At 70.0% G+C, this 15656-nt stretch carries 15 protein-coding genes; 10 read left to right on the top strand and 5 right to left on the bottom strand.

Annotated features, from left to right (window positions below):
• Positions 1–8 precede the first annotated feature (8 nt).
• Positions 9–1163: a glycosyltransferase family 4 protein gene (locus QQY66_RS14520; protein WP_301979826.1), complete on the bottom strand. Its 1155-nt coding sequence runs from the start codon at positions 1161–1163 to the stop codon at positions 9–11.
• Between the two features lie 254 nt (positions 1164–1417).
• Entirely contained in the window at positions 1418–2407 is a 990-nt protein-coding gene (locus QQY66_RS14515; RefSeq protein WP_301979824.1) for a DUF3068 domain-containing protein, read from the bottom strand.
• Positions 2408–2620: 213 nt separating this feature from the next.
• On the opposite strand from QQY66_RS14515, the gene QQY66_RS14510 reads away from it, so the two are divergent.
• The 4 genes from QQY66_RS14510 to QQY66_RS14495 all read left to right on the top strand — a co-directional run bounded on the left by QQY66_RS14510 (position 2621) and on the right by QQY66_RS14495 (position 5892).
• Positions 2621–2773 carry a hypothetical protein gene (locus QQY66_RS14510; RefSeq protein WP_210574061.1) on the top strand — a complete coding sequence of 51 codons (153 nt, stop codon included), beginning with the start codon at positions 2621–2623 and terminating at the stop codon, positions 2771–2773.
• Positions 2774–2931: 158 nt separating this feature from the next.
• Positions 2932–4173 carry a CdaR family transcriptional regulator gene (locus tag QQY66_RS14505; RefSeq protein WP_301979822.1) on the top strand — a complete coding sequence of 414 codons (1242 nt, stop codon included), beginning with the start codon at positions 2932–2934 and terminating at the stop codon, positions 4171–4173.
• 100 nt (positions 4174–4273) lie between these two features.
• Entirely contained in the window at positions 4274–5047 is a 774-nt protein-coding gene (locus tag QQY66_RS14500) for an IclR family transcriptional regulator (RefSeq protein ID WP_301979820.1), read from the top strand.
• The gene (locus QQY66_RS14495) at positions 5044–5892 is read left to right on the top strand and encodes an SMP-30/gluconolactonase/LRE family protein (RefSeq protein WP_301979818.1); all 849 of its coding nucleotides are present in this window, start codon (positions 5044–5046) and stop codon (positions 5890–5892) included. The genes QQY66_RS14500 and QQY66_RS14495 overlap by 4 nt, the downstream gene beginning before the upstream one ends.
• Positions 5893–5910: 18 nt before the next feature.
• On the opposite strand, the gene QQY66_RS14490 is transcribed toward QQY66_RS14495, so the two are convergent.
• The 3 genes from QQY66_RS14490 to QQY66_RS14480 all read right to left on the bottom strand — a co-directional run bounded on the left by QQY66_RS14490 (position 5911) and on the right by QQY66_RS14480 (position 9246).
• Positions 5911–7254 (bottom strand): NAD(P)/FAD-dependent oxidoreductase, encoded by a 1344-nt coding sequence (locus tag QQY66_RS14490; RefSeq protein ID WP_301979816.1) that lies wholly within the window; start codon positions 7252–7254, stop codon positions 5911–5913.
• 85 nt (positions 7255–7339) lie between these two features.
• Positions 7340–8611 carry an MAB_1171c family putative transporter gene (locus QQY66_RS14485; protein WP_301987313.1) on the bottom strand — a complete coding sequence of 424 codons (1272 nt, stop codon included), beginning with the start codon at positions 8609–8611 and terminating at the stop codon, positions 7340–7342.
• 29 nt (positions 8612–8640) lie between these two features.
• Entirely contained in the window at positions 8641–9246 is a 606-nt protein-coding gene (locus QQY66_RS14480; protein WP_301979814.1) for a toxin-antitoxin system, toxin component family protein, read from the bottom strand.
• Between the two features lie 212 nt (positions 9247–9458).
• Between QQY66_RS14480 and QQY66_RS14475 the strand changes: the two genes are divergently transcribed.
• The 6 genes from QQY66_RS14475 to QQY66_RS14450 all read left to right on the top strand — a co-directional run bounded on the left by QQY66_RS14475 (position 9459) and on the right by QQY66_RS14450 (position 15655).
• Positions 9459–10817, top strand: a complete 1359-nt coding sequence (locus QQY66_RS14475) for an extracellular solute-binding protein (RefSeq protein WP_301979812.1) — start codon at positions 9459–9461, stop codon at positions 10815–10817.
• The gene (locus tag QQY66_RS14470; RefSeq protein ID WP_301979810.1) at positions 10814–11755 is read left to right on the top strand and encodes a carbohydrate ABC transporter permease; all 942 of its coding nucleotides are present in this window, start codon (positions 10814–10816) and stop codon (positions 11753–11755) included. Before QQY66_RS14475 ends, QQY66_RS14470 begins: the two co-directional genes overlap by 4 nt.
• Positions 11752–12606 (top strand): carbohydrate ABC transporter permease, encoded by an 855-nt coding sequence (locus tag QQY66_RS14465; RefSeq protein ID WP_301979808.1) that lies wholly within the window; start codon positions 11752–11754, stop codon positions 12604–12606. Before QQY66_RS14470 ends, QQY66_RS14465 begins: the two co-directional genes overlap by 4 nt.
• Before the next feature lie 14 nt (positions 12607–12620).
• Positions 12621–13574, top strand: coding sequence for an arabinan endo-1,5-alpha-L-arabinosidase (locus tag QQY66_RS14460; protein WP_301979806.1), 954 nt, complete (start codon positions 12621–12623; stop codon positions 13572–13574).
• A 79-nt stretch (positions 13575–13653) separates the two neighbouring features.
• Positions 13654–15168, top strand: coding sequence for an alpha-N-arabinofuranosidase (locus tag QQY66_RS14455; protein ID WP_301979805.1), 1515 nt, complete (start codon positions 13654–13656; stop codon positions 15166–15168).
• Positions 15169–15196: 28 nt separating this feature from the next.
• The gene (locus tag QQY66_RS14450) at positions 15197–15655 is read left to right on the top strand and encodes an Rrf2 family transcriptional regulator (protein ID WP_301979803.1); all 459 of its coding nucleotides are present in this window, start codon (positions 15197–15199) and stop codon (positions 15653–15655) included.
• Position 15656 lies beyond the last annotated feature (1 nt).

Raw genomic sequence — 15656 nt, 5'->3', positions numbered from 1 at the left:
AATAGGCGTCACGGCGCCCCACTCCGCACCGCCTCAGAGGCAACCGCACGGAACTGCCGAACCGTCCGATCCCAGCGATAGCGTGCCGCCCGGTCCCGCGCCGCCTTCCCCATCAGCTCCCGGCGATGCTCCGAGAGCGCAAGCGTGCACCACGCCGCCGCGAACGAGGACTCCCCATGCGCAAGAACCCCCGTCTCCCCGTCCACGACGGAGTCACGAAGCCCCGGCACATCGAAGGCGATCGCCGGTGTCTCCCGCGCCGCGGCCTCCGTGACGACCAGCCCCCACCCCTCCACCGCGGAGGGATGCACGAGCAGCCACGCCGCACACAGCAGCCGGTGTTTCTCGGCCTCGCTGACATGCCCGGTGAACTCCACGCCCGCACCGGCGAGTTGTTCCAGCCGCCCGCGCTCGGGCCCGTCGCCGACGATCACCAGCCGCCCGCCCGTCACCGGCCGCACCCGCTCCCACAGCCGCAGCAGCAGATCGATCCGCTTGTATTCGACGAGCCGCCCCACCGCCACGAACAGCGGATCGGGCGAGCGGTCGGCGCGCGGACCGGGGTCCTCGACCCCGTTGTGGACGACACGGATCCGGTCCCGTTCGACGCCGATGGCGCGCAGGGCATGCGCTGTCGAGGGGGAGACGGCGACCATCAGACTCCGGTGCTGCGCACCGGTCAGCGCCCAGTGTTCGAGTCTTCGCCCGATCCGGGCGGCCGGCGCCAGCGGCCCGCCGCCGAACCGCATCTTCCAGAGATCTGTGTGGACATGGTTGACCAGGCACATCGTCGGCCCGCGATGCCACATCGGCGCGAAGTACGGCATGCCGTTGCACACCTCGACCAGCAGATCGCAGTCGCCGACCTGCCGGGCGAAGGCGGAACGGGCGCGCAGGAAATGGCCGTACTCACCGCCCGCCGACACGACCCGGTAGTCACGGAAGGCGGCCGGGCCGCCGCACAGCAGGGTCACCTGGTGGCCCAGGCGGGTCAGTCCGTCGGCGAGCCGGTCGACAAGCAGCTCGGAACCGCCGGCGGCAGGATTGCCCAGGTCCCGATGGGCGAGGAAAACGATTCGGCGCGGAGGTGGGGGGAGCGCCGGGGGGTGCTGCGGCGCCCGGGGGAGTGCGGCGCGCAGCCGGGAAGGCACGTGCTGGGGCATCGGTGCTCCAACTCGTCTCAGGGTGCGGAACTCAGTGGGGGGAGTGGCACATGGGGTGGGGGTGGTGCTTGTGGGGGTGGGGTGGATTTCGCCTGGGAAGGCGTGGACTCCTCCTGTGAACGGAGCGGACTTTCCTGTGAGCAGGGTGTGGGCGCACTGTGTTCAGTTGTGGGGGTGGACAGTTTTCGCCCAGCGGTTCGAAGCTGCTACTCACCGGCGTGACAATTTCCGGGCTTTGTGGAGCTGACGCCACATCACATCGTGAGGGTCGGTGGGTATTGTTCGGATTCCTCGGTGTTTTCCGGATGTTTCCGCCCACGTATCACCAGAACGCCACCCACCGCCGCGAGGACGAATCCGGCCACGGCCGCCCCCACCGGCAGGGTCCGCCCCACCAGGCGCAGCTGCCCGCTGTCCTCCTTGGCCCGCTCCACAGCGAACTCCTGTGTCTCGTCCGTGAACGCGATCTTCGGGCTGTCCAGGAGCACCGCCGCGTCCTTGTCCCCGCCCGGCGCGCGCAGCGTCCGGCGGGGGCCGGTCTGGGCGTAGAGCACCCGGCCGGTGGCCTGGTCGACGACCAGCTCGATGCCGTGGTTGGCGTACCACTCCTCGGCGAAGACCTGGGACCGCTCGGGCTGGTCGATGATGGCGCCGGGCACGAGTCGCGTTCCGGTCTTGGTGGCCGGAACGGTTGCGGTGAACCGATAGCCCTCGTACCCCTGGATCTTCTTCTCGTCCCGGTACCGCAGCGTGACCGTGCGCCCGCCGGTGTTGTCCCACCACTGGTAGTCGCGTTTCTGCACGTCGAAGGGGAACTTCAGATACGCCTCGCCCTCGATGTACGGCGTCTCGCCGCAGCAGTGCACCGGCCGGTTGGTCCGGCGGTCGCTGACCCAGCGGTGCGGTACGAAGTCAAGCGCGTCGTGCGGATCGGCCGCCGGCAGTGACTTGTCCGTGTCGACGGTGGTCGTCACGTCCCAGACCGCGGCCCGTCCGCTGCGCTCGCTCGCGGCGACGTCGCCGCGGACGCGCTGGGTGATGGTGATGGCCTGATCGGGGACGGTCTCGACCTGCTCCACGTCGAAGACGGAACCCGTGCCCTTGTAAACGGCGGTCTGGTCGATGTCGATCGGATTCACGGCGGCACGCGGCTCCACGTACCAGGCCAGCAGGGGCGCCAGCACCAGCAGGAACGTGCCGAGGCCGAGCAGGATCAGCGAGAGAGGTGAGGCAGTACGGCGCATCCTGGCACTCCAAAGGCTTGGGGTGTGCTGGGGGAACAGTGCGCGCGAACCCGTCTGCGCCGGGAACCGTAGGCGCACCCTTGACGGAGTGTCAATGGAAAGTCAAGACTGAACCTTTGCCGGACGGGGCCGGTGCAAGGGTGAGGGCGACCTTTCGAGTACCTCTAGATGTGTCCAGATGCGTCTAGAAATGTCCGGAAAGGCTGACCCGAGATGTCCAGACTGCTCGCCGCAGCGCTCACGGTGGCGGCCGCCGCCGCACTGGCCGTAGGAGCCGCCCTCGGCATCGTCGCGCTCCTGGAGGCGACCCCCGACCAACCGAACACCCCCCTGATCACCTACGAGCAAGCCGGCCAGGGGAGCTGACCGGTGCGGAGCCGCAGGGGCGCGCCGGTGTCGGGAGGGCGTGGGGGTCCCCCCGCGCGAGCGAAGCCGAGCGTGGGGGAGCGCGGAGGCCCGACGAAGGAGGGGCTGAGCACGGTCGCCCTCTCGACACCGGCTGTAGCGCCCCGGAGGCGAAGCCAATGACACAGCCTGCCCGCTCCCCGGCAGTGTCCACCCGCTCGGCGTGGCTCGATGTGCCTCGCCTCCAGGTCCGCCGCTTCGCCGCGATCGCCATGTCCGAGGCGCCCGACCTGGCCGAGGAGATCCTGCGCGAGATCCGCCGCGAGTACCCCCATCTGCCGGTCGTCCTCGACGAGTCCGGCGAGCCGATGGCCCTGGTCGGCATCCGCCGCGCCATCGAGGTCTTCGTCCAGCACCTGGAGACCGCGGAGGGCCGCCCGACCGTGCCGCCGGGCGTCTTCCAGGAGTTCGGCCGAGGCGAGGGCCTCAACGGTCGCAGTCTGGACTCGCTGCAGGCGATCTACCGAATGGGTGTACGACTGGCCTGGCGCCGTTTCGCCGAGATCGGCCAGCGCGTGAATATCCCGCCCCCGGCGATGTACGAGCTGGTCGACGCGGGCTACGAGTACCTCGACGGCCTGGTCGACCAGTCGGTACGAGGCTATGCGGAGGCGGCGGCGCGGCAGGCCGGAGAACGGCTGAGGCTGCAACGCCGGCTGATGGAACTCCTGCTCGCCGAGCACCACCGCGGCGACCCGGCCGACGCGCTCACCGAACGGGCCGCCCGGATCGGCTGGCCGCTGCCGGAGAAGGTCGCGGTGGGCGTCCTGCTGCGCCCGGCCCGGGAGGCCGTCGCCCCCGCCGTGGGCCAGGGCGTCCTCCTCGACATGGAGTACGAGCAGCCCCGCATGGTCGTCCCCGAACCGGACGCCGCCGGCCGCCCCGAACTCCTGCACCGCGCCCTGACCGGCTGGTCCGGCGCCATCGGCCCTCCGGTACCCCTGGCGGACGCGGCGAAGTCACTGCGCTGGGCGGAGGCGGCCGTACGCCTGATGGAACGCCGTCTGCTGCCTGCCGGTGACGTCCTGTACTGCACCGAGCACACCGAGGCGCTGGTCCTGCTCCAGCCCGAGGAACTCCTCGACGACCTCGCCCTGCGCTGCCTCGCCCCCCTCGCCCACTGCGGCCCCACCCACGGCCGCCGTCTCGCCCAGACTCTGCTGGCCTGGCTGGAGACCCGCGGCGGAGCCCCCGAGGTGGCGGCCCGCCTGGGCGTTCACCCTCAGACCGTCCGCTACCGCCTGCGCCAGATCCGCGAACTGTGGGGCGACGAGATCGACGACCCGGACCGCCGCTTCGAGCTGGAGCTGGTGCTGAGGGCGCAGCGGTTGCGGGGGAGGCTGGGGGAGGTACAGGGGTGATGGGTGCCTCCCCATTGCCCAGGCAAACACACCTTGAGTAGCCTGTGTTCGTTATTCCGATCGCCTGTTGAAATCTCGAACACAAGGGAGGGGGCCGGACGTGGGACGTCTTGTACCTGCCGTGACCCGGGCTCTCGATATTCTCGAGCTCTTCCTCGACGGAGACGGCACGCTCTCCGCCCCCGACATCGTGCGCAAGCTGCAACTGCCGCGCACCACCGTGCACGAGCTGGTCACCACGCTCGCCGCCCGGTCCTACATCGTCCAGGTACCGGGCCAGCCGGGACGGTACCGGCTCGGCGTACGGCCGTACCAGCTCGGCAGCCGGTACGCCGAGCAGCTGGACCTCGCCGCCGAGGGACAGCAGGTCGCCCGCTCGGTCGCCGAGACCTGCGACGAGACCGTGCATGTGGCGATCCTCGAGGGCACCGACGTCATCTACATCGCCAAGGTCGACTCGACGCACGCCGTGCGGATGGTCTCCGCCGCCGGACGCCGGCTGCCCGCGCACTGCACCTCCGTCGGCAAGATGCTGCTGGCCTCCCTTCCCGACAAGGAACTCACCGCGCGCATCCCGGACGACGCCCAGCTGGTCGCGATGACCCCGAACAGCATCACCGACCCGGCAGCCCTGCGCGAGACCCTCAACGAGATCCGGGAGCGAGGGCTCGCGGTCGAGCGCCGGGAGTCCAACCCCGACGTCTCCTGCGTCGCCGCGCCCGTCCGGGACCGTACCGGGCAGGTCGTCGCCGCGCTGTCCATCTCCGTGCCGATGATCCGCTGGAGCGACGAGCGGCGCGGTGAGCTGGAGCAGCTCGCCGCCAAGGGCGCGGCCGAACTGTCCGAGCGGCTCGGTCACCGGAGCGTGGGATGACGCACAAGTACGAAGTGGCGGTACGGGCCGAGGCGACCCTCGGCGAGGGCCCGACCTGGGACGCGGCGGCCGGGCGGCTGATCTGGGTCGACATCCTCGGGGGGCGGGTGCACACGTACGATCCCGCGACCGGCCGGCGAACGCTGCGGATCGTCGACCAGCACGTGGGCGCCGCCAAGCCGCGCGTCGGCGGAGGGCTCGTCCTCAACCTCGTGGACGGTGTGGGACTGCTGGACGCGGACGGAGGCTTCCGCTGGCTGCACCGCGAACGCGTCCCCGGCCGCCGCGCCAACGACGCCGCCGTCGCACCCGACGGATCGCTCTGGGCGGGCACCATGCGGTACGACGAAGCGCCGGGCGGCGGCACCCTGTCCCGTGTCTCCGGTGACGGATCCGTCGAGGCCGTCCTCGACGACGTGGCCGTCAGCAACGGCACCGGGTGGAGCCCCGACGGACGCCGGATGTACTACATCGACTCGCCGACCCGCCGTGTCGACGTCTTCGACCACGAGGCGGGGCGGGTCTCCGGGCGCCGCCCGTTCGTCGCGATCGAGGAGGGCGCGGGCTTCCCCGACGGCCTCACCGTCGACGCCGACGGCTGTGTGTGGGTGGCACTGTGGGACGGCGCAGCGGTACGCCGCTACACGCCGGACGGCGAGCTGGACCGGGCGATCACCCTTCCGACCCCGCGGGTCACGGCATGCGCGTTCGGGGGTGCGGACCTGACCGACCTGTACATCACGACGGCGCGGGTGGGCCTTGAGTCCCCGCACCCGGTGGCGGGTTCGCTGCTGGTGGTGCCGGGGGCCGGAAAGGGGCTGGCGCAGCCGGCGTTCGCCGGCTGACGCCCCTCGCGCGCGGGTTCACCGCAGGCCCGCCCGCTTCAACTCGTCCCCGGTCAACGGCGGTCCGCTCAGTGGCGGCTTCAACGGCCCCACCGCCGCCGCCAGCAGAACCGACGGAGTGAGCAACACCTCCGCCCGCCGCTCCAGCGACGTCACGTCGGTCACGCGGCGGGCGATCCGTCCGTTGCCCGTGGCCGTGTACAGGAGCCGGTCGACATACGCGGTCAGCACGCGGTCCCGCAGCGTCGGCCCGTTCTCCGTCGCCCCCGGGTAGAACACGTCCTGCCCTGTCGCCAGATCCCACGCCGCCCCGACCGGCCGGGCCACCGCCTTCTGGATACGACGGGACAGCCCGGGTGCCGCCCATCCGTGACGGCGTGTCATGTCGCGCAGGATCAGGGCGCTTTGGGCACCGACGGCGAGGCCGTGGCCGTAGACCGGGTTGTACGCGGCGAGTGCGTCGCCGAGGACCAGGAAGTTCTCGGGCCAGGCCGGCATCCGCTCGTAGAAGTAGCGCCGGTTGACGGTGGTGCGGGTGAACGCCACGTCGGACAGCGGATCGGCCCGCGCGAGCAGGTCGCCGATCAGCGGATGCCGCAGCTCCTCGCGGGCGAAGCGGACGAAGTCCTCGTTCGCGGGAGAGGGCTCGCCGCCGCGAGTGCCGTTCAGGGTGACGATCCAGCGGCCGTTCTCGATGGGCAGGAGGAAGCCCGCCCGGCCGGGGCCGCCGTCCCGTGCGTCGGGCTGCACGTTGATGACGGGGAAGCCGCCGCGGGCCTGCTCGGGAGCGAGGTAGAGCCGGCTGGCGTACGCCAGGCCGGAGTCGACCTCGCGCCGCTGCGGTGCGGGCAGCCCGAGGGCCGTCAGCCAGCGGGGCGCCCCGGAGCCCCGGCCAGTGGCGTCGACGACCAGGCCGGCCTCGACGGCGCGTTCCCGGCCGTCGCGCCCGCGCACCCGGACCCCGGTGACGGCCGCCGGGCCGCCCAGGAGCCCCAGCACTTCCGTGCCGCCGAGCACCTCGATCCGCTCGTCCGTGCGGACCTGGGCCCGGATCGTGGCGTCGAGGAGGTCCCGCCCGGCCAGGATGACGTGGTGGGACTCCGGCCAGCGGCGGAACCAGCCGTGCGCCGAGTAGGCGACCATGTCCGTGGTGACCGGCGCCCTCCGCGCCCCGGCTTCCCGGAGCGCACCGGTGACGCCCGGCACCAGCTCTTCCAGCGCCCGGACGCCGCCCGACCACAGCATGTGGGCATGGCGTGCCTGCGGCAGCCCCTTGCGGGGCGCGGACTCCTCGGGCAGCTCGTCGCGTTCCACGACGACGACCCGGTCGGTGAGCCCGGCCAGGGCGCTTGCCGCGAGCATGCCGGTGTGAGATCCCCCGAGGACGACGGCGACTCTGGCGGGGGAGGGACGTGCACTCAAGCTTGCCTCGCGATGTCCACGCCGGTCATCCTTGCCGACCTGCTTTGCTGCCGGGTGTCCGGGGGTTGTCCCCCGGGAAGACGCAGTACTCATGCGCGGACGTGCTCTCTGCCGGGACGGCCGCGCGGGCGCGCACCGCCTTGATCTCCTCGGGTTTGCGCAGGGCCTCGGACACGGCCTGGATCTCCTGCAGCAGGTACGTGGTGTCGGGGGTGGTCGTGCCGTCGCTGTCCGGGGAGCGCCGCTCGGCCTCCATGGCGTCCAGGATCGTCACGGCGGCGGCCTGGGCCTGGGCCCGGCCGGGTTCGGAACCGAGGGCGAGAGCCGCGTCGTAGGACCGTCCGCGCAGGTCCTCGTCGAGGTGCCGGGAGAGCTGGAGAAGCGCGTCGCGGATGAACGTCTCGCGGCGGATCAGGCGCATCTCGGGGGTCGCGCGCAGGGTGTAGGGCTCGCGGCTGCCCGAGACCGTCCGCATCAGGCGGGCCAGGGGTCTCAGGCTGCGGTGGCGGCGGCGCACCAGCCAGTGTTCGTGCAGGTACTGGCCGGCATGCGGGACGATGAAGCCGGTCGCCACCAGGGTGGCGGCGATGCAGGCGGCCGACGGCGCGACGTTGGTGTTCAGCCAGTCCAGGTCGTGGCCGGTCCACCGGGCGACGACGGCCGTGAGCTTGGCGGCGCTGAAGAGCAGGTTCGTCGCATAGCCGACCCCGAGGAACCTGAGTCCCCAGCGCAGCCAGCCGTCCAGGCCGTCCGTGCGGATCCAGTTCCAGACGAGCCGGGCCGTGATCGAGCAGGCCACGGTGTGCGCGATGAGGTAGAGGAGGATCTCCTCGCGCATGAAGGGCGTGTTGGCGTAGTAGGTGTCCAGGTCCCGGATCTGTTCCACGGGTACGTCCGCGAGCGCGAACAGCACCCAGAGCGCGACGACCACACCCGCGTAGACGGAGACCACCCACCGGGTCGCGCGCCGGGTCTGCGCATGGCGCACGGTACGGCCGTTGCGCCAGTGGACGACCAGCAGCAGCCAGGACGCGGAGAGCGCGGTGATCAGGGAGTACACCCAGGGGGCCGCGATGTTCGGGACGCCGGTGACCCGGTTGGTCCAGGCGATGGTGCCGGGGGCCGCGAAGACGAACACCGCGCAGGCGAACAGGAGTAGTCCGCCGACGGCGCGCAGCAGCGGGTCCCGCCACAGCTTGAGGATGCTGGGCAGTTTGATCACCAGGGCGGCGGTCAGCACGGCGGTCGGGAGCCAGTAGGAGATGTGCAGCCCGCTGAGGACGTTTCCCGCCGCCAGGCTGTCGCCCACCGGTGCGGAGACGTACGTCACCGCTTCGTGCCTCTGCGCCCGCGGTAGCCCATGGACCGCTCCAGCGGGTCGAGGGACGGCCTGCCGCCCTGGCCCGACAGATACGGCCGGAACGCCGCCGCCAGCCGGTGCCCGAAGTCGTCCGCCTCCGCCTCGTCCGTCTGCCGGGAGCCGTTGCGGGCCGCGACCGTGAGGGCGACGTCGTCCCAGCCCCGGGGCCCGGCCAGGGCATGGGCGGCGGCCGTGCCGATGCCGTGGTGGTGGCGGTGACCGGCGTGCAGGTGCCACAACTCGTGGCCCAGGATGACCAGTTGCTGCACCGCCTCGGCCCGCTCCTCCACGATGACCAGGTCGAAGTCCTGGAACTCCACCCACAGACCGGTGACTTCGATCTCTTCGGGGAACCGCTCGAAGCGCAGCTCGACGGGCCGTCCGCCGCGGCGGACGCTCATCTCCTCGCACAACGCCCGGCACACCTCGTGCACCCCGGCCGGTGGATCGGGCCTGGCCCGTACGGCGGCACCGAGGTCGCCGGCGAGTTCGCGCATCACGGAGCTGGTTCTCGCGCGCCGCAGCGCCGCGGCGACCCGCCCCGCACTGTTGCGCGCGCCCGCGATGCCCATCGGACCCCCTTCTCACCGCCGTTCGGCAGCCGGTCCGAGGTTACGCGCCCGGAACTGTCCACGTCATGCGATCGGCCGACCGTTGTTCAACGGGAAACGACCGGCGCCGACCGAAAGTCCTGTGCAACCCATTGACGTGCAAGCGCTTCGATTTTACGGTCCGTTCGAAGTTACGAGCGTAATTCGAAATGTCGAACAGTGAGGGCGGGCGCATGGGACAACCCGGCCTGAATCGCAGGCAACTTCTGGCCACAGCAGGCGGATTGGCGGTCGCGGGCAGCTTCGGCTTCGCCGCACTCGGCACGGGCGCCGACGCGCTCGCGTCCGGCGCGGACACCCGGGTGCGCTACTGGAACCTCTTCAGCGGCGGCGACGGCTACAACATGATCGCGATGCTGGACGCCTTCCGTAAGGACAACCCGGACATCGCGGTGAAGGACTCCACCCTCCAGTGGGGCAGCCCCTTCTACACCAAGCTCGCCATGGCGGCCGCGGGCAACCGCGCACCCGATCTCGGCGTCATGCACATGGGCCGGGTCACCGGGTTCTCGCCCGGCCGCCTCCTGGACGCCTGGGACGTCGGCCTGCTCGCCAAGTACGGCGTACGGCAGCAGGACTTCAACCCCCAGCTGTGGAACCGCGGCGTCATCGACGGCAAGCTCTACGCCGTCCCGCTCGACATCCACGTCCAGCTCTGCTTCTACCGCAAGGACGTGCTGAAGAAGGCGGGCCTGCTCGGCGACGACGGCCGGATCGTGCCCGTGACGTCGACCGACGAATGGTTCGACGTGCTCAAGGAGGCCAAGAAGGCCACCAAGAGGGGCCTGCAGACCATCGGACTCTGGAACAGCGACCAGAACTTCCAGTGGTGGTTCTTCGTCGCCTTCTACACCCAGCTCGGCGGCACCTGGTTCAACGACGCCGACACCGAGGTCACCTTCGACACCGACAAGGCCACGCAGGTACTGGAGTTCCTGCGCCGGCACATCACCGACGGGTACTCCAACCCGAGCTTCGGGGGCCTCGCGAGCGCCGAACAGTTCGTCAACGGCTCCCCCTTCGTCTGGGAGGGCAACTGGTCGGTGCCGGTCTACGGCACCGCGAAGGTCGACTACGGCGCGACCCCGCTGCCGCCCGTCTTCGGCAAGCCCGCCACCCACGCCGAGTCGCACGCCTTCGTCCTGCCGCACCAGTCCGACCGCGGCGGTGCCACCAACGAAGGCGCCCACCAACTCGCCGCCTACGTCATCAGGCACGCCCAGCAGTGGGCGCTCGGCGGCCACATCCCCGCCTACCGGCCGGTCCTGTCCACGGCCGCGTACAAGAAGATGAGCCCGCAGAACGAGTACGTCTCGGCCATGGACCACCAGGCCACCGAGCCCAAGGTGTGGTTCGCCGGGTCCACCGGCATCCTCGCCCAGCGCGTCGGCCCCATCGTCGTCTCCTCGACGATGGGCTCCGCCAAGCCGGAGACCGCCGCCCGCCGGATGAAGAGCGAGCTCACCAGGCTGCTCGCGACGAAGAACCCCATGGACGGCAAGACCGCCGCGCAGGGAGGTGCGGTCGCATGACCACGAGCGCTCAGACCGTCATCGCACCGGCGCGGGCGAAGACCGCCGCCGACAGCGCCACCCTCCGCCGCAAACAGGGCTTTCAGCACGGCGGCTGGTTCGTGGCCCCGTTCCTGGTCCTCTTCGCCCTCTTCGTCATCTGGCCACTTCTCCGAGGCCTCTACCTCAGCTTCACCGACGCCAACATCTCCGGCGACAGCACGAACTTCGTCGGCCTCGACAACTACCGCGAGGCCCTCCAGGACCCCCTGATGTGGGACACCCTCGGCCACAGCGCGTACTTCACGCTCCTGGTCGTCCCCTGCATCACGGTCCTCGCCTTCCTCCTCGCGATGCTCGCCCACCACATCGAGCGCGGCAAGTGGCTGTGGCGGCTGTGCTTCTTCGCCCCGTTCCTGCTGCCGTCGACCGTCGCCGCCAACCTGTGGCAGTGGTTGTTCAACCCCGGCACCGGAATGATCAACTACATCTTCGGCACCGAGACACCCTGGCTGACCGACAAGTCGTACGCCATGCTCGCCATCGTCATCACCACCCTGTGGTGGACCGTCGGCTTCAGCTTCCTGCTCTACCTGGCCGCGCTCCAGTCGATCCCCGACCACCTCTACGAGGCCGCGAAACTCGACGGCGCGAACGCCTGGCACCGCATGGTCCACATCACCCTGCCGCTGCTGCGCAACATCACCGGGCTCGTCATCGCCCTGCAGATCCTCGCCTCGCTCCAGGTCTTCGACCAGGCCGTCGTGATGATGGACTTCCTCCCCGGCCCCGAGGGCGCGACCCGCACCTTCGTCCAGTACACCCTCGAACAGGGCTTCACCAGCTACCGCGTGGGCTACGCCTCCGCCATCTCCATCATCTTCTTTGTGATCATCGCGGCCGTCGCCCTCGCCCGGATGTGGCTGCTGCGCAACCGTGAGGAGGGCGCAGCCCGATGACGACCGCCGTACCGATGAAGCCGCGCAAGGCGTGGACCCCCAGCCAGATCATCCTCACCCTCCTCGGCACGGCCGTCTCCATCGTCTTCCTCGCGCCTTTGGCCTGGGGCCTGTTCACCTCCCTCAAGTCGGAGACCGAGGCGGTCGAGGTGCCCCCGCACTGGCTGCCGAAGGACTGGACGGGCCAGGCATGGACGGCCCTCTTCGAGACCGGCAACATCACCAACTGGTTCGTGAACTCCCTGGTCGTCTCGGTCTGCGTGACCTCGGTCGTCCTGCTCGTGAGCGCGCTCGCCGGATACGGCTTCGCCCGCACCGAGTTCCGCGGCAAGGGCGTTCTCATGGCCGTCGTCATGGCGGGCCTGATGATCTCCCCCGCGGTCCTCGGCGTTCCCCTCTTCACCACGGTCCAGCAGATGGGGATGGTCGACACGTACTGGGGCATGATCCTGCCGCAGTGCGCGCCCGCCGCGATGGTCTACATCCTCTACAAGTTCTTCCAGGGCATCCCGCGCGAGCTGGAGGAAGCCGCCTTCATCGACGGCGCGGGCCGCTGGCGCGTCTTCTTCACCATCGTCGTCCCCCTCGCCCGCCCCTCCCTCGCGGCGGTCGGCATCTTCACCTTCATCGCCTCATGGAACAACTTCCTGTGGCCCTACATGGTGACCAACAACCCCGACCTGATGACCATGCCCAACGGCATCGCGACCGTCATGAACTCCTACGGCATCCAGTGGGCCCAGCTCATGGCCGGCGGCCTCATGGCGGGCCTGCCCCTGATCGTCGTCTTCATCTTCTTCCAGCGACAGATCGTCGCGGGCGTCGCCCACACGGGATTGGCGGGACAGTGAGAGCGCACAGAGCGATGACGGCCGTACTGGCGGCGGTCCTCCTGGCCTTCCTCCCCCACACGGCACAGGCGGCGGAGAGTTACCCCGACCCCCAGCCGATCACCGGCCAGCAGATCATCCACGACCCGACCGTCATCCGCCTCAAGTCGGCCGGCTACGTCGCCTATTCGACCGGCGGCGTGATCGGCGCCCGTGTGTCCAAGGACCGCACCCACTGGACGGACGCGGGCAACGCCTTCGCCGAGCCGCCGAGTTGGTGGTACGAGTACAACGACACCGGCGACCCCTGGGCCCCCGACATCTCCTACCGCGCCGGCCGCTACTGGCTCTACTACGCCGTATCCAGCTGGGGAACCAACCACTCCGCGATCGGCGTCGCCACCTCCCCCTCCGGCCTCCCCGGCACCTGGACCGACCACGGCAAGGCCTTCACCTCCGAGACAACCGACCACTGGAACGCCATCGACCCCGCCCTGATCAGGGCGGACGGTAAACTCTGGATGTCCTTCGGCTCGTACTGGACAGGCATCCGCATGATCGAGCTGGACGAGCGGACAGGCAAGGCGGTGGCAGGCACCCCGGTCCACCACCTGGCCACCCGCCCGGACGCGCCCTACGCGGTAGAAGGCCCGTACATCGTCAAACACGGCCGCCACTACTACCTCTTCGCCTCCTACGACACCTGCTGCGCGGGCGTGAACTCGACGTACAAGATCAGGGTCGGCCGCGCCACGAAGATCACGGGGCCGTACGTCGACAGCACAGGCAAGCCGATGCTGGAGGGCGGTGGCGACCTGCTGCTGGAGGGGCATGGTCGCTATGTCGGCACGGGGGGCCAGTCGGTGTTCCGGGACAGGGGCGAGGACTGGCTGGCGTACCACTACTACGACGCGGAGGACGAGGGCACGCCCAAGCTGGGCCTGAACAAGCTGAACTGGAAAAAGAACGGCTGGCCCGAGGCCGTTTAGGGGCGCGGGGCTGTATCAATTTGCGGCTCCGCCGCGTGGGCGCGACCAGCCCCCACAAACCCGCAGACGAAAGGAATCCATGCGAACCGCCCGCTTCACCCTGGACCCCGCATTCACCATCGGCCAGGTAGACCCCCGCCTCTTCGGCTCCTTCGTAGAACACCTCGGCCGCTGCGTCTACACAGGCATCTTCGAACCGGATCACCCCACCGCCGATGATGCGGGCCTCCGCCAAGACGTCCTCAACCTGGTCAGGGAACTCGGCGTAACAGCGATCCGCTACCCCGGAGGAAACTTCGTCTCGGGCTACAAGTGGGAGGACTCGGTAGGCCCCGCCGAAGACCGCCCCCGCCGCCTCGACCTGGCCTGGCACTCGACGGAGTCAAACCGCTTCGGCCTCTCCGAATACATCGACTTCCTCCGCAAGATCGGCCCCCAGTCCGAACCCATGATGGCGGTCAACCTCGGCACCCGAGGCGTGGCAGAAGCCCTGGAGCTCCAGGAATACGCCAACCACGCCTCCGGTACCGCCCTCGCAGAGCTCCGCGTCTCCCACGGCGACAAGGACCCCTTCGGCATCAAGCTCTGGTGCCTCGGCAACGAGATGGACGGCCCCTGGCAGACGGGCCACAAGACGGCCGAGGAATACGGTCGCGTCGCCGCCGAAACGGCCCGTGCCATGCGTCAGATGGACCCCACCGTGGAACTCGTCGCCTGCGGTTCCTCCAGCCAGTCCATGCCGACCTTCGCGGAGTGGGAGGCGACGGTCCTCAAGGAGACGTACGACCTGGTCGACTACGTCTCGCTGCACGCCTATTACTGGCCCGAGAACGGCGACATCGACTCCTTCCTCGCCTCCGCCGTCGACATGGAGTCCTTCATCGACAACGTCGTCGCGACCGCCGACCACGTGGGGGCACAGCTCAAGTCGAAGAAGCGGATCAACCTTTCCTTCGACGAATGGAACGTCTGGTATCTGCCCGAGTGGGAGGCGCACGCCAAGACGTTCGAGCAGGACGACTGGCCCGAGGCGCCCCGCCTCCTGGAGGACAACTACAGCGTCACCGACGCCGTGGTCTTCGGCTCGCTCCTCATCGCCCTGCTCCGCCACGCGGACCGCGTCACCGTCGCCTGCCTCGCCCAACTCGTCAACGTCATCGCGCCGATCATGACGGAGCCGGGCGGCCCGGCCTGGCGGCAGACGACGTTCTTCCCGTTCGCGCAGGCCTCGAAGTACGGACGCGGGCAGGTCCTGGACGTACGGGTGGACTCACCGACGTACGAGACGGACAAGTACGGTGAGGCGGACCTGCTGCACGCCACCGCCGTACGCGCCGACGACGGCACGGTCACCGTGTTCGCGGTGAACCGCAGCCGCACCGAAGCACTGCCGCTCGAAGTCGCCCTGAACGGCCTGGACTTGACGTCGGTCGTCGAGCACAGCGCACTCGCGGACGCCGACCCGGACGCCCGCAACACCCTCGACGACCCCGAGCGCGTCACCCCGCACCCCGTCGAGGGCACGGCACTCACGGACGGCACCCTCACCGCCGTACTGGAACCGCTGTCCTGGAACGTGATCCGGCTGCGCTGAGGCCGGCGGGACCGGTGACAATGGTCGTATGAGGATCTCGGCACGGGCGGACTACGCGGTACGGGCGGCACTGGAGCTGGCCGTGCGCCACGGCGACGGTCCGGTGAAGGCGGAGACCATCGCCACGGTCCAGGACATCCCGCACAAATTCCTGGAGGGCATCCTCGGCGACCTCCGCCGCGCCGGACTGGTCGACAGCCGGCGCGGCGGCAACGGCGGCTACCGGCTGGCCCGGGACGCGGCGGCGATCACCGTCGCCGATGTGATCCGGGCCGTCGACGGTCCCATCGTGTCCGTACGCGGGGTCCGCCCGACCGGCCTGTCCTACGCCGGGTCGGCCGAGCCGCTGCTGCCGCTGTGGATCGCGCTGCGCGCCAACGTCCGCCGGATCCTGGAGGGCGTCACGATCGCGGACATCGCGGCGGACGCCCTGCCGGTGGCGGTGAAGGAGCTGGCGGCCGAACCGGCGGCTTGGGAGAACCCGTAGT

It is taken from the genome of Streptomyces sp. DG2A-72, from assembly GCF_030499575.1.
In the GTDB taxonomy this organism is placed as follows: Bacteria; Actinomycetota; Actinomycetes; order Streptomycetales; family Streptomycetaceae; genus Streptomyces.
Note: the sequence above shows the minus strand (reverse complement) of the source record. Positions and strands in the feature narration are given on the sequence as shown.

Excerpts from the sequence above, each read along its gene's own strand:
- QQY66_RS14505 (WP_301979822.1), top strand. The coding sequence starts at position 2,932 with ATGACACAGCCTGCCCGCTCCCCGGCAGTGTCCACCCGCTCGGCGTGG.
- QQY66_RS14465 (WP_301979808.1), top strand. The coding sequence starts at position 11,752 with ATGACGACCGCCGTACCGATGAAGCCGCGCAAGGCGTGGACCCCCAGC.
- QQY66_RS14510 (WP_210574061.1), top strand. The coding sequence starts at position 2,621 with ATGTCCAGACTGCTCGCCGCAGCGCTCACGGTGGCGGCCGCCGCCGCA.
- QQY66_RS14515 (WP_301979824.1), bottom strand. The coding sequence starts at position 2,407 with ATGCGCCGTACTGCCTCACCTCTCTCGCTGATCCTGCTCGGCCTCGGC.
- QQY66_RS14490 (WP_301979816.1), bottom strand. The coding sequence starts at position 7,254 with ATGCTCGCGGCAAGCGCCCTGGCCGGGCTCACCGACCGGGTCGTCGTC.
- QQY66_RS14470 (WP_301979810.1), top strand. The coding sequence starts at position 10,814 with ATGACCACGAGCGCTCAGACCGTCATCGCACCGGCGCGGGCGAAGACC.
- QQY66_RS14495 (WP_301979818.1), top strand. The coding sequence starts at position 5,044 with ATGACGCACAAGTACGAAGTGGCGGTACGGGCCGAGGCGACCCTCGGC.
- QQY66_RS14480 (WP_301979814.1), bottom strand. The coding sequence starts at position 9,246 with ATGGGCATCGCGGGCGCGCGCAACAGTGCGGGGCGGGTCGCCGCGGCG.
- QQY66_RS14460 (WP_301979806.1), top strand. The coding sequence starts at position 12,621 with ATGACGGCCGTACTGGCGGCGGTCCTCCTGGCCTTCCTCCCCCACACG.
- QQY66_RS14520 (WP_301979826.1), bottom strand. The coding sequence starts at position 1,163 with ATGCCCCAGCACGTGCCTTCCCGGCTGCGCGCCGCACTCCCCCGGGCG.
- QQY66_RS14455 (WP_301979805.1), top strand. The coding sequence starts at position 13,654 with ATGCGAACCGCCCGCTTCACCCTGGACCCCGCATTCACCATCGGCCAG.
- QQY66_RS14450 (WP_301979803.1), top strand. The coding sequence starts at position 15,197 with ATGAGGATCTCGGCACGGGCGGACTACGCGGTACGGGCGGCACTGGAG.
- QQY66_RS14475 (WP_301979812.1), top strand. The coding sequence starts at position 9,459 with ATGGGACAACCCGGCCTGAATCGCAGGCAACTTCTGGCCACAGCAGGC.